This window comes from Methanospirillum sp. (assembly GCF_035560735.1).
In the GTDB taxonomy this organism is placed as follows: domain Archaea; phylum Halobacteriota; class Methanomicrobia; order Methanomicrobiales; family Methanospirillaceae; genus Methanospirillum.
Genome location: NZ_DATMYY010000306.1, coordinates 1 through 12863 on the forward strand (window position 1 = coordinate 1; position 12863 = coordinate 12863).

Annotated in this window: 12 protein-coding genes, 1 tRNA gene and 2 pseudogenes; 2 read left to right on the forward strand and 13 right to left on the reverse strand. The window is 47.3% G+C overall.

The genetic code is table 11. The features are described from left to right. Positions 1-80: 80 nt before the first annotated feature. Positions 81-169: transfer RNA gene (locus tag VN429_RS08840), tRNA-Met, on the reverse strand. 101 nt (positions 170-270) lie between these two features. On the opposite strand from VN429_RS08840, the gene cutA reads away from it, so the two are divergent. Together cutA and VN429_RS08850 are read left to right on the forward strand one after the other, a co-directional pair. Continuing rightward, positions 271-597 carry a divalent-cation tolerance protein CutA gene (cutA, locus tag VN429_RS08845; RefSeq protein WP_325632276.1) on the forward strand — a complete coding sequence of 109 codons (327 nt, stop codon included), beginning with the start codon at positions 271-273 and terminating at the stop codon, positions 595-597. Positions 598-739: 142 nt separating this feature from the next. Continuing rightward, complete coding sequence (locus tag VN429_RS08850; RefSeq protein ID WP_325632279.1) at positions 740-991, forward strand: PRC-barrel domain-containing protein; 252 nt, start codon at positions 740-742, stop codon at positions 989-991. On the opposite strand, the gene VN429_RS08855 is transcribed toward VN429_RS08850, so the two are convergent. The 12 genes and pseudogenes from VN429_RS08855 to VN429_RS08910 all read right to left on the reverse strand — a co-directional run. Beyond that, positions 973-1671, reverse strand: a complete 699-nt coding sequence (locus tag VN429_RS08855; protein WP_325632281.1) for a phosphoglycolate phosphatase — start codon at positions 1669-1671, stop codon at positions 973-975. The two genes, VN429_RS08850 and VN429_RS08855, sit on opposite strands and share 19 nt — an antisense overlap. A gap of 3 nt (positions 1672-1674) precedes the next feature. Then, entirely contained in the window at positions 1675-2649 is a 975-nt protein-coding gene (gene radA / locus VN429_RS08860; RefSeq protein ID WP_325632299.1) for a DNA repair and recombination protein RadA, read from the reverse strand. Between the two features lie 144 nt (positions 2650-2793). Then, a pseudogene (locus VN429_RS08865) lies at positions 2794-2901 on the reverse strand (helix-hairpin-helix domain-containing protein); the annotation flags it as partial. A gap of 397 nt (positions 2902-3298) precedes the next feature. Next, positions 3299-4594, reverse strand: a complete 1296-nt coding sequence (locus VN429_RS08870) for an OB-fold nucleic acid binding domain-containing protein (protein WP_325632283.1) — start codon at positions 4592-4594, stop codon at positions 3299-3301. 57 nt (positions 4595-4651) lie between these two features. Continuing rightward, on the reverse strand, positions 4652-5941 hold the full coding sequence (gene lysA, locus VN429_RS08875) for a diaminopimelate decarboxylase (RefSeq protein ID WP_325632285.1): 1290 nt from the start codon (positions 5939-5941) through the stop codon (positions 4652-4654). After that, entirely contained in the window at positions 5941-7089 is a 1149-nt protein-coding gene (locus VN429_RS08880) for an LL-diaminopimelate aminotransferase (protein ID WP_325632288.1), read from the reverse strand. The genes lysA and VN429_RS08880 overlap by 1 nt, the downstream gene beginning before the upstream one ends. Before the next feature lie 77 nt (positions 7090-7166). Next, the gene (locus VN429_RS08885; RefSeq protein WP_325632290.1) at positions 7167-8246 is read right to left on the reverse strand and encodes a DMT family transporter; all 1080 of its coding nucleotides are present in this window, start codon (positions 8244-8246) and stop codon (positions 7167-7169) included. 65 nt (positions 8247-8311) lie between these two features. Continuing rightward, positions 8312-10792, reverse strand: coding sequence for a Cache 3/Cache 2 fusion domain-containing protein (locus tag VN429_RS08890; protein WP_325632301.1), 2481 nt, complete (start codon positions 10790-10792; stop codon positions 8312-8314). Between the two features lie 132 nt (positions 10793-10924). Then, positions 10925-11455, reverse strand: a complete 531-nt coding sequence (locus VN429_RS08895) for a hypothetical protein (protein ID WP_325632293.1) — start codon at positions 11453-11455, stop codon at positions 10925-10927. Positions 11456-11516: 61 nt separating this feature from the next. Next, on the reverse strand, positions 11517-11774 hold the full coding sequence (locus VN429_RS08900) for a hypothetical protein (protein WP_325632295.1): 258 nt from the start codon (positions 11772-11774) through the stop codon (positions 11517-11519). 57 nt (positions 11775-11831) lie between these two features. After that, positions 11832-12410, reverse strand: coding sequence for a PAS domain-containing protein (locus VN429_RS08905; protein ID WP_325632297.1), 579 nt, complete (start codon positions 12408-12410; stop codon positions 11832-11834). Beyond that, positions 12326-12748, reverse strand: a pseudogene (locus VN429_RS08910) (PAS domain S-box protein); the annotation flags it as partial. The pseudogene VN429_RS08910 and the gene VN429_RS08905, both read right to left, overlap by 85 nt. Between the last annotated feature and the right edge of the window lie 115 nt (positions 12749-12863).

Here is a 12863-nt window from a genome sequence, read left to right on the forward strand (position 1 = left end):
GTAATCAGATGATGTTGGCACAGTTAAAGTTCTGACCTGAGCAATAAAAATAGTACAGGGAATTACCCCAGCTGTTACAATGCTGTTGACGGGATCCGAACCCGCGACCTCCAGATATCTCAGATTTCTCTTATGAGTCTGGCGCCCTAACCAGCTAGGCCACAACAGCACAGATGCTTATATTAGAACAACCTTCAGGCACTTAAATATATTTGTCTCCTTTCCTGGCAGGGAATGATCTTCATATATCCTGAAAGCCGAGAACTACCAATGACTGACGAGAACCTTTCTGATATCTCGGTTATCTACTGCACTACTCCTTCTGATGATTCAACCCGTATCGCACGCGAACTCCTGGAGCGCCGGTTGGTGGCATGTGTAAACATCACTCCAGTTCGGTCTCTCTACCGATGGGAAGGCCATATTTGTGATGAAAAAGAAGACCTTCTCATTATTAAAACTGCGAACCATTGTATTGAAGACCTTATTGCTGCAATCAGAACAATTCACCCGTATGAGGTTCCTGAGATCATTGCACTCCCGGTTTCCAAAGGGTTTTCTGGATATATCGACTGGGTCATGAATGAGACCGTTTAAACAAAACTGAATCCATAAGTTTTGCGCTCAACAGACGCTCCTGGTGGTCATAATCTTCTGCGAGCCTACTGCGGGAGATAAACGATTGGAACACCCTTCAAAAAAAGTATCTTTAATATCGTTCACGACTGAAAAATCTGTTATGAAAGCGGTACTTGCTCGGAGCCTCTCCCATAAGCAGATCATGACCAACGACGGGAAAGCCATCGGCGAGCTGCGCAACCTTATGGTTGATTTTGATACCGGACAGATAACAGACCTGATCATCGAACCAGATGAGACGTACGACACCACCGGATACCAGATGGATGGGGACCGGATGATGGTTCCGTTCGAATCTGTTCGTGATATCAAGGATTTTATCGTGATTGACCGTTATCTTTCAAGAATGTGAGGGAAAAACCGGTTCATAACCTCAACAAATCCTTCTCCGTACGAAATTGAAGATACGTAATCCGCTGCCAGTTTTACTTCCTGCACTGCATTTGCAACGCAGCATCCTGTTCCGGCAGCCTGAATCATGTCGGTATCATTTTCAGAGTCACCGATGGCGAGAAACTCTGACACTGATATACCCAGATCACCGGCTATCTGTTTTAATGCTAAACCTTTACTAAAACCCTTCTCCTGGATATGAATGGCAAAATGGGTGTCCAGAACTGTAACATTCCAGTCAGCAAGAAGAGCTCTTACCTCATCAACCGGGACATTGCGGGCAAATGCGACATCTGCAAGCCGTTCATACGGTGAGTACATATCAAGTGTGATCCCCTGTTTCTGAAAGTGCCTGTTAAGGAGATCAAGGGCATCAAGGGCAACCTGGCGGTTTGGGAGGACTTTAAGATCACCGGTAAAACCAACCCGGTATACGCCTCCGTTTTCTCCGATAAACGTCCCGCTGGTTCCGATAAGCTTGGAAAGACCTTTGAGGATACAGGAGGTGTTCCCGCTTGCGAGAACCACCTGGACCCCGTTATCCTGAAGTCGTCTGATTGTTTCTATTGCACACGTGCTCAGCCGGCGTTTCTCGTCGGTGAGTGTACCGTCAATATCTGTAATTACTGCTCGTAGCACAACTTAACAGGCCCTGAGGCCACCCTCTTCCACGAGGAAGGTAGCTTCACCGTCTGGCAGATTCGGGCTGTCGACCAGTCTGAAGATACGCTTTCCTCCCTTGCTTTTTCTTAGGTAGATCCTGAATGTTGCCGTGTGCCCGACGATGTTTCCTCCGATTGGTTTTGTCGGGTCACCGAAGAAGACTGCCGGGTTTGACATTACCTGGTTTGTGACAAGTCCGATTGCGTTGTACTCATCACAGAGTTTAAAGATATCATGCATATGTCTGTTCAGTTTCTGCTGACGTTCAGCCAGGGTTCCCCTGCCTGCATACTCTGACCTGAAAAGGCCGGTGAGCGAGTCTACAATGACGAGTTTTACCGGCTTGCCCTGACTCTTGAGTTCTTCTGCAAGTTCATGCGTATTCTCTATCAGGAGCATCTGATGATCCGAGGTCTGGGCCCGGGCCACGTGAATGTGCTTGAGAAATTCCTGTGGGTCAGCACCTTCGATCTCAAGTCCATTGACCATCTGTTCGATACGTTCAGGTCTGAAGGTATTTTCAGTGTCAACGTAGATAACCGAGCCGTTAAGTCCGCCAAGTTCCTCGGGGAGCTGAACGTTTACTGCAAGCTGGTGAACGATCTGTGATTTACCTGAACCAAACTCTCCGTAGAGTTCAGTGATCGCCTGGGTTTCAAATCCGCCTCCCAGGAGTTCGTCTACTTCAGGAACCAGGGTCCTGAGTTTCTTGATGAGAAGCCGTGCCTCAAAGACCTCTGTGCCGGTCTTGAAGCCCCCTATGTCTGCCTGCTCCCTGCACCACTTGATCATCTTCTTGGCGGTTGATTCACCAATCTCAGCGGCCTCCGAGAGTGTTGATGGAGTAGCTGTTGCAATTCCTTCAATTGTAAGGAATCCTCCATCACGAAGTTTTTCTGCTATTGCAGGCCCTACACCGGGTATATCCTCGATTTCCAGTCTTCTGGTATTCATAGGCGCTAACTCAACACCGGCGTCTGCTGAGGCGGGTTCACTGTCTGACTGCTCAGCAGGAGAAGTCTGAGCAATACACCACTTGATCATCTTCCGAGCGGTAGCCTCACCGATCTCGGCAGATTCATACAGTTCGGAGGCTGTTGATTGTGCTATTTTTTCAACGCTCTCGTATCCTGCTTCGCGGAGTTTTTCTGCAGTGGTTGGTCCGACGCCTGGTATGTCCTCAAGTTGGTATGCTTCTGCTGCCATAATGTTCTATCCCTACACTACCCATCACTCACACCCACATTTAAACTTCAGTGAAACAGGGCGAAAGTGAAATGATAGAATTCAGGACTGCTCTTATTCGACCAATAATGGTCTGAATCCTTGAATTATCTTGAATTATGTGTTTTGAATACTTTCGCAATATGAACATCAGGATCATAAACCTGTCAAAAAACGGCTGATACGGTCTTTGTTTCTCCCTCAAATCAGTTCATACGGTATGTGGATTTTGAGAATTAAGATCTGGGTCGGTTCATGTATCAGGATCTCATTTCAGGTGCTAAAAAAAGTGGATAAATCTGATATTTTCTGGTGAATTCAGGATTTCATCCTCACAATAAATATATAGTCGTGCAAATCACCGTGTGAAAGTATCTTTTCAGGCTGATTCGAGGCTCTGAAGAAACTGTTTGAGATCTGTCTGCACAACCTCCGGAGATATCCCGGTTTTCTCATCACTCTCCACAAACAGCCTCTTTCCGCTCGTGATTCCATGAAGAGTGATCTCAGTCCCATGCTGGTATGGTCCCTCGATCAAAAATGCCTGCACGCCATTGTCAATGACCTTTCCTTCAGGACTTTCGATGATGGTTCCGTCTATACTGATCCTCTCTCCTCCTTCAGGAATAATGATCAGACAACTTCCTCTTCCCACCGAAAGTTCAGTCTCGCCAGTTCTCCCTACCCGTGCTGGCACATGGTAAATGATCACCTTTTCTCCAGCGAGAAACGTCCGGGATGCTTCGTCATCCCAGAGGACTACCGGGAGTGTGGCTGTGTCATCAGATATCCCCACATTCCTTACCCATGAAGAAGTTCCGTCCCTGCGTGTGAACGGCCGGGGTGGCAGTACCTGCACAAAGTGTCCCGATATTGTAACTGTCTGGTCTGGTTTCACTTCTCCGAGTGGGATGTGTGGAATTTCAGGCATCTGTTCTGCAGGAGAGAGTTGGGTATTCTCATCGATTACAATCTCCCTGCCCCCGAAATCCCCTTCTTTCTCAAGGACGCCAACTGCATGTACTGCCATCCCTGGTGTAAATCCAGAGAGCATTGTTGCATCCCAGCAGAGCAGCCGTGCTGTTCCTCCTACATCTCCTACAATACCACTGACCATCTCTCCGGTGGTATTGTCTTTCCTGGTAAAGGATTTGGCAGGCTGCAGGCTGATGAACATCAGATCAATATCCTTTCGTTCAGGCTGCTTCTGTTCTTTCGGGTTCATGTCGCAGTTTATCTCGACATGTGTTTTTCTCAGGTTAAGAGGCTGAATCTCCTTCAGGCTCTTCCCGTGTCTTCCGATAACCTCAACAACCTCTCCTGCCTCAAAAGACTCACCAATCGCTGCAGCCTGTTCATCCCAGAAGACGAGGTCTGTCTGACCTGTCTCATCAGCAACCGTGACCCGTGCGACAAGTCCTTTGTTTCCATCAGCCCGGTCAAATTCCTTAACCTCTGAGCAGGCAAGGATCTTTGCATAGAAACAAAAGAGCGAAGATCGACCCCGCAACCCTTTGATCTTCACATGTGATCTGCCAAGATCCCTGACTACCAGAAGAGCGGCAGCTACTTCATCAGCAAGGTTACCGCAGGCTTCGATCTTCTTCTCAATCCTGCGATCAAACTCTTCCCTGCTGATCAGGTCATCAACAAGTGCGTAGTGATACCTGACCACAGGTCTTCTCCTCTCTTGTTATTCTGCAGGGTTCAGTCAGAAAAAAAAGTAAAGGCTTTACAGCCATGGTGGTGTTACCACAGCTGCCAGAAGATCATCAAGTGTTTCTGCCCTTCGCATCAGGGCTGATCTATCCCCTTTTACCAGTACCTCGGCGCAGCGTCCCCGGCCGTTGTACTGCGAAGCCATTGAGTACCCGTAGGCGCCTGCATCAAGAAGAGCAATGAGATCACCTGCCTGAACTGCAGGGAGTTTGCGGTCATGGGCAAGGATATCCCCGGTCTCGCATATCGGCCCGGTTATGGTGTAGGTTTCTGCCTGATCCTCTCCTGCACGGTTTGCTACCATCACCTCATGATACGAATCATACATAGCTGGTCTGATCAGGGTGTTAAACCCTGCATCCACATTCACAAATGTTTTGTGTGCCTGTTTCACTGAATTGACCTTTGTGAGCAGAATCGTAGAGTCGCAGACCATTGACCTGCCTGGTTCGATCCAGATCTCTGGAGAGATGCCAAGTCTCGTGAAGGTTGAGATGATCTCTGGCATGACTGCGTCAGCATAGGCGTCAAATGCAGGGGCAGGTCCGCCATAGTGCTCGTAACAGACTCCGAGGCCACCTCCGAGATCCACAAACTTGAATTTCACTCCCATTTTGTGAAGCTCTGCAACGACTTCCATCAGAACTTGTGCTTCTTTTGCAAACGGTTCGACAGAAAGAATCTGCGACCCGATGTGGCAGTGTATTCCGACCGGAACAACGTTCTTGCATACGAGAGCCTGTGCATATGCCTCTGTGATGGTTGCTGCCGGAATTCCAAACTTGGAGGTGGCTAGCCCTGTTGCAATCTTTGGATGGGTTGGAACATCAATAGCCGGATTTACCCTGAACGAGACTTCAACTATCTTTCCTGCCTCACCTGCTATCCGGTCAAGTTGCATCAGTTCGTCGATTGAGTCAAGTGAGACTCTGACGCCCTTCTCGACTGCAAGCCGGTGATCAGCTTCGGTCTTTGAACTCCCGTTGAAAAGGAGGTACTCAGGTTTCATTCCTGCCTGCAGGGCGATGATGAGTTCACCTGAAGAGAAGACATCGGCTCCTGCTCCTTCCTCTGCAAGGATCTTTAGGATTGCAGGGTTCCCGTTTGCTTTAGCAGCGTAAAGAATTCTGATGCTCTGGTACCTTGATGAGAGGGCCTTTTTGTATCCATGAAAGTTAGCCCTTATCCGGTCCTCGTCTGTAACGTACAGAGGAGTCCCGTATTTGAATGCAAGTTCTACTGCATCACAGCCGCCGATCCACAGGTGTCGGTCTTTGACTGAGAGGTGAGGTGGAAGGGTCATCACCATGATACCGACTCCATCCTTCCGATTGCCTCACGAATCCGGTCAACAGACCTGGTTATTGCGAACCTGACATATCCTTCACCTGATTTTCCAAAGCCGATACCCGGAGTTACGACAATTCCTGCTTCGTTGAGCATCTTTGCAGCGGTTGCCATACTGTCCTCCACTTTCAGCCAGACATAGAATGTTGCTTTTGGTGCCTGAATATCAAATCCGAGTTTCTGCAGCCCGGAGACCAGGACATCACGGCGTTCCTGGTAAATAGAGCAGGCCTCTGCAACACAGTCCTGCGGGCCTGAAAGGGCTGCAATCGCAGCATGCTGAACCGGGTTGAAGGTTCCCGAGTCAATGTTTGTCTTAACGACTCCAAGACCTCTGATAATCTCCTTGTTTCCGACTGCCATTCCGATACGCCAGCCGGTCATGTTATAGGTCTTTGAAAGGGAGTGCATCTCGATACCAACCTCTGATGCTCCGTCGGTCTCCAGAAATGAGGGTGCTTTGTATCCATCAAAAGAAACTTCAGAGTAGGCGTTGTCGCTAACAACCACAATATCGTTGTCACGGGCGAACTGAACAACTTCTTCAAAGAATTTTGGCGGAGCGATAGCGGATGTGGGGTTGTTTGGGTAGTTAATCCACATGAGCCTGGATTTTTTTGCAATCTCTGAAGGAATTGAATCCAGGTCAGGGAGAAAATTGTTCTCACAAAGAAGTGGCATCTCGTGAACTTTTCCTTCTGAGAAGAGTGCTCCGGTGGAGTATACCGGGTACCCGGGGCTTGGCACGAGGACATAATCTCCCGGGTTGACGAGTACCTCAGGGATATGGGCAACCCCGTCTTTAGAGCCCATCAATGAGATGATCTCTGATGATGGGTCAAGGTCAACTGAGAACCTGCGCTTATACCATCCGGCAACTGCTTCCCGGAATGCCTGCATCCCAAGGTATGAGGGGTAATGATGATTATCAGGATCCTGTGCAGCATCAATGAGTGCCTGCACAATATGGGGCGGAGTGGGAAGGTCGGGATCCCCTACTCCGAGGTCGATGACATCCACCCCTTCACCGCGTTTCTTTGCCTTCATCTCATCGATGCGGGCGAAGAGGTACGGGGGCAGGTTATCGATCCGTTTTGCAAACATGCTGATAGGTTGGACCGGATTCTTCTTAATCCTGCGCTGCAGGAAGTATGGTTCTACCTGTGTTCGGCGGAATCATGTTAGTGTGTGTGCTGGTGTTGATGATGAATATCCGGAGTATGTTCATGTTCATGAATGAGATCCTGGTGCGAGTGAAGATGAGTATGATATCCATCCAATCCAGCAGGAAGAATCCCTTTCGGGTGTTTATGATCATGATGTCCGTCGTCATGCCCGTGCCGGTGGTTATGCACATCAGGAGAATGACGGTGTAAATGATTGTGATGCTCAGTCAGCAGGATTGCGATTCCGGTGAGCATCAGGCCGACAGGAGGGATGAAGATCAAACCTGGAATGTCCCTGAATATCACCAGACCAACAATGATCCCAAATACCGGATTTATCCCGAAGAAGGAGCCGGTTCGGGCAGGACCTAGATCCCTGAGCCCTCTCAGAAAACAGAATGTCATCAGACCGCCAAACCCGGTCATACCTATGATCGCCGCTACTACTGCGGGACCCGCTCCCGGAAGCGGTTCACCGATGACCCTGGAAATTGCGAAGGTGATCACTCCGGCAAAGAGACCTTTATACATCACAATCTCAAGCGGATTTCTACCAGCAATCTGACGTGAGCAACTGGTGTCAACACCCCAGCAGAGACAGGTAAAAAGGATCCCGACCGCTCCTATGGAGATCCCGAGCATCTGGTCCGGTCTCCAGGCAAGGATTATACAGGCGAGAGTGATACATCCGAGTGCTGTCCAAACCCTCGGTCCTGCCCTCTCTCCTGATATAACCCTTGCAACCAGTGCAGTGGCAACAGCTTCGAAGCTGAGAAGGACTGACGCCTCCCAGGCTGTAACGGTGCGAAGTGAAAGTGTAAGACTGGTTGTTGCAAGTACAGCTCCGAAGAATGAAGCTCCGATAACCCAGGGAATAGAACTTCTGGTAAGTGGTGGATCTTCTACAGCAATTCCGCGAAAGTAGCGGAAAAGCCGGTATACTGCCATTCCTCCTCCACTTCCAAGATAGATTATACTAGCCAACGTGATCGGTGCTATACCTGCCAGTGCCAGTTTAGCCATCGATGTAGAAGAGCCAAAGAGAAATGCTGCAGCAAGGACGAAGAAAACCGGCCTGGTAGAAGACGAGATCACGGTCAGAACACATTGGTGTTAAAGTCCGATAAATAGGCGGGAGAAGGGAGGTTCTGACCTTATAATCAGATTCTGAATTTGCTCATCTCTTCCTCGATAAACTTAGTTGACTCAAGGGCCTTAATTATGACACTCCGAATCTCATCCATAGAGGTGTTTACCTGGTCGATCATGGTGACGATCTGGTCAACCGCTGCTGAAGACTCCTCACTTGCTGCTGCCAGTCCAACTGACTCCTTTGCAGTCTGCTGGACCATGTCCCCAAATTCATGAACAGTAGCGGTAACTTCTTCAACAGAGGCAGCCTGTTCCTGGCTCGATGCTGCAACCTCGTTCATGTTCTTGTCTATCTCTGATATGGATCCGACAATATCGTTGAATATGGCAAGCGACTCTCCTACTGCCTCATCGCCATTCTTCACCTCTGTAAGCGAGACCTTCACTGCATCCGTGATAAGTGCTGTCTTCTGCTGCAGGGCTGTGATAATTGAGGCAATATTTTCTGCAGATTTCTGTGAACCGGTTGCAAGATCCTTGACTTCACCGGCAACAACAGCAAATCCGAGCCCTGCCTCCCCAGCCCGTGCAGCTTCTATAGCAGCATTAAGAGCGAGTAGGTTTGTCTGTTCAGCTATCGAACTGATAATATCTACAATTCTTCCTATTTCGCTCATCTGGTTGTTGATATCAGTAACCATCCGTTCAATGTCAGAAGATGAATGCATGATACCCTGCATTCCGGCTTCAGCCTTTCCTGCAACCACCTTGCCGCGTCCTGAAAGTTCGGATGCACTTCCTGTCAGGGATGTAACATCATTCATCTTGGTAGCGACTTCAGACACAGTAGTTGCGAGATCCTGCATTGCATTCATGATCTGTCTGGTACTGTTGCCGCAGTGGTCTGCCAGTGTGTTGACTGCACCTGCGATCTGGGCTACCTGGCCGGTACCTGCCGAAACATCCTCAATACTGTGGTGTGCCTCTACGATTCCACTGGTCACAGAATCCACATTAGCCCCCACAAGGCCCATTGCACCTGCCAGTTCCTCGACCTGCTGCTTGACCTTGGTGATCGCTTCGGAGATATCAGTACCTATGGTGTTAAGAGCATCCCTGAAGGTGAGAAACTCGCCTTTGAGCTGCAGTGATGGGTCAACCCGTGCTGAAAAGTCTCCTTTTGCATATTCGCCTGAAAGTCTCATCGCCTCTTTGATTGGTATTGCCATCGCGTCAACAGTCTTGTTTACTCCACCGATGATAAGGGCATAGTCACCCTGGAATTTAGATGAATCTCCCCGTACATTCAGATTTCCTTCTGCAGCAGCAGAACTGATCGTCTGAACTTCATCCCTGAATCGCTCAAATGTTCTGATAACCTCAAGGAAGGATCTGTTTAAGATCCCAATCTCATCCATATTTGCTGATTCATTGATGCTGACTGAAAGGTTTCCCTTGGTAATCTGCTCAGAAACCCTGACGAGCTCGTTCATCCGCCTTGATATTGAGTTTCCAAACCAGTATGAGATAGCGACCCCTGCGATGACACCGAGTATGGTCACAAGAATGATGGTGTTCCTGATAGCATCTAACGGGCCCATAAAGTCGGAAAGGGATCCATTTGCGATTATGATCCAGTCAAGGGGCTGATAATATGCGTATGCAGCGACTTTTTCAACCCCGTTATAATTGTAGTATATAAAACCGTTTTTCTTGGTGATGATCTCTTTGATAAAGGGGAGATCTGCGTCAGTCTTCCCTTCATTTGTTGGGTGAAGAATGGTATACCCGGTACTGTTAAGGACGTACATGTACCCCTTCTCCCCGATCTTCTTTGATTTGATCTGAGATTTGAGCACACCTACCGTCGCATTCTCTTCAACACCGACAAACAGGATTCCAACGATTTCCCCTTTTGCATTCTTGATAGGTTCGTAAGCGGTGATGTATGGTTTACCTACAACGATTGCCGTTCCGTAGTAGGTCTCACCTTTGTTGATGACTGCATCATATACCGCTTGAGATACGGTTGTGCCGATTGCCCGTTTGCCATCATCTCCAATGACGTTAGTGGAAATCCTGACTGCCTTGTCACCCTCCTTCTGAAATATTGTTGCAGCCCCGCCAACCAGTTTCTGCACCCCGTCAACGATATCGAAATTATCATTCACCACATAACGGGAGGATCCTGATGAAAGTATCAGTTTTCCATCACTGATCTCTGGAGTTCCTTTAGAATAAAACGAATTTTTCAGGATATTAAGATCGTCATTCACCTTATTCTGGGTAAGGTTGTATACAGTCGCGCTTTCATCCTTCATGTCAGAAACCTGATTTCCAAGGTTCTGACTGATATCACTGTATACTGCGTTGTAGGCACTGGTGTATGCAATGGCTCCGAGAGTGAGGACTGGTATGATTACAAGTATAAGACAGATAATCCGTATCTTCCGTCCTATTGTCGCATTATTTAAAAAAAATGAGATCCTTTCTCCAATTTTTCCCTTCAGAATTATCCCTCCTCTTCTCCCTGTTATCCAAGCAGGGATAGAGAATAGGTACTCTAACAGATGTTACCATAATTCTATCGGTTTTGCATGGCATAGTAATATATGCCATTAAGTTGCCCCTTTCGGGTTAATTGCCTTAAAAAAGAGAGTGCCCGGAAAAATTATCCGGGGTTACTGAGTGGAAAGGAGTGATCCTGCTAATGACCCTACACTGGAGATTATACCTCCACTAATATCACCAAGTTTTACCGGAACTGCCACCTCTTTACTGAATGGCACAGCCGGAGCGACACCAAAGAAGTCAGGAGTTACATTTCCGTTGATAATCAACCTGATCTCCCCTGTTCGTAACACTTCAAATGCAGTTTTCACGATGGATGGATTTGAGACCAGTACAGGAATGACCAGTTCGTCTTTACCTGGTTTGATCATTATTCCCTTCTTTTCACCTGATGCCAATTCTATTGGGCCTTCTCTTCCCTGATATGATACGGTATATGTAAGCGATTTAATTGGAATAGCAACTGGATAAGAACTATCAACATCAATAATAAACGAAAGACCAATTGCAGAGAGATTGACTGAATTGATCTCTGCCCCCTTGACAGTGAAGGTGGGTGCCTTTGGAGTGAATAATGTACCAACGCCTATCCCGATGAGCAGGACAATGACGACAAGAATGATCCAGTACTGGCTCTTCATGAAACAGCGTCAGGTGGCGAGTGATTAATAAGTTTTGTTTGGTTTTTTGATCTTGTACCTTTTAACTGATCCCGTTATGTTTCTGTAGATATAAGAAAATCTTCTCAGATTCAGCCCATCGCTTGTCGAGCTGGGTTACCATTGAATCTATTCTTGAGATCTGTGTGAGAATTTCACTGTGGAAGTTACCTAATTTTAGTTCAAGCACAGCCTCGATAATGGCAAGCGGGTTTCGTATCCCATCGTTGAGGATCGCGAGTTCTGCGATATTGTGTTGAATCTGTTTTATCAACTGTCTCCGCTCATCCTCAAGTATCATTCGTTCTGTAAATATCCTGCACAGTACCGACTATCAGGTCCTCACCATCTCCCTTTCTTACAACTCTTCCCCGTATTTGCAGATGTTTTGTTCTCTCATCAGCCAGTTTAGTGCCTCTTCCGGGCTGTATCCCAGGAGTCCATAAACTGACGGACTCATATAATTAAGCTTCATATTAATGTCAGCGGTCCAGATGACATCTGACACATTCTCTGCAAGAAGCCTGTATATTCTCTCTTTCTCTTCGAGATTCTTTCGCAGCAGGATTTCTTCAGTGATATCAACAACTGAGCCTTCAATATAATCCCCGGATGAGCCGGATACTTTTCGTGCATTCAGGGATATCCATCTCTTTTCGCCATTGCATCGCAAAACCTCCACGTGGATGTTTTTGATTGATCTGTGTTGATCTATGGCTTTGAGAATACCCTGCCTGTCACCTGGATTGGCATAGGTACTGCTAATATTTTGTACCTTGTTCATGAAGTCTGTTGATGTTTCATATCCATAAACCCGTGCAAATGAGTTATTGATACTGAGGATCTCACCGTTTATTGTGGTCTGAAATATCCCTTTAATTGCATTTTCATATATATCACGGTATTTTTGCTCACTGGCCCTGATGCGATCTTCCATCTTTCGTCTTTCAGTGGTATCTCTGATAATCCCGAGGATCTCGGGCTGATGCCCAGCTCTTTTACTAGTCTGGTGTTTATATCACAGATGACTTCTCTACCATCACTTGCCTGTATCGGAAGCTCGTATCTTGATAGTTCTAAAGGATTGGCAATCTTGTATGAAATTTCATCCTTGATCTTCTCAATAGAGACAGAGTTTACATACTGAGTAATCTCTTTTCCAATCAATTCTTCCGGGACATAACCAAGGATATTGGTGACTGATGGACTTACCTCAATTAAAACTCCTTGTATTGTCATTCTGAAGACAATATCATTTACCTGGTTGAGTAGTTCCTGGTACTGCTGATCTCCCTGGTTTCGATCTGTCGTGTGATCTCAACTCCCTCGTTAAGTCTGTTGAGATGTAAATATGAGTGGGGGTTTATGGTTGTTTGCCATGCAAATACGT

Excerpts from the sequence above, each read along its gene's own strand:
- cutA (WP_325632276.1), top strand. The coding sequence starts at position 271 with ATGACTGACGAGAACCTTTCTGATATCTCGGTTATCTACTGCACTACT.
- VN429_RS08850 (WP_325632279.1), top strand. The coding sequence starts at position 740 with ATGAAAGCGGTACTTGCTCGGAGCCTCTCCCATAAGCAGATCATGACC.
- radA (WP_325632299.1), bottom strand. The coding sequence starts at position 2,649 with ATGAATACCAGAAGACTGGAAATCGAGGATATACCCGGTGTAGGGCCT.
- lysA (WP_325632285.1), bottom strand. The coding sequence starts at position 5,941 with ATGACCCTTCCACCTCACCTCTCAGTCAAAGACCGACACCTGTGGATC.
- VN429_RS08880 (WP_325632288.1), bottom strand. The coding sequence starts at position 7,089 with ATGTTTGCAAAACGGATCGATAACCTGCCCCCGTACCTCTTCGCCCGC.
- VN429_RS08895 (WP_325632293.1), bottom strand. The coding sequence starts at position 11,455 with ATGAAGAGCCAGTACTGGATCATTCTTGTCGTCATTGTCCTGCTCATC.
- VN429_RS08900 (WP_325632295.1), bottom strand. The coding sequence starts at position 11,774 with ATGATACTTGAGGATGAGCGGAGACAGTTGATAAAACAGATTCAACAC.
- VN429_RS08905 (WP_325632297.1), bottom strand. The coding sequence starts at position 12,410 with ATGGAAGATCGCATCAGGGCCAGTGAGCAAAAATACCGTGATATATAT.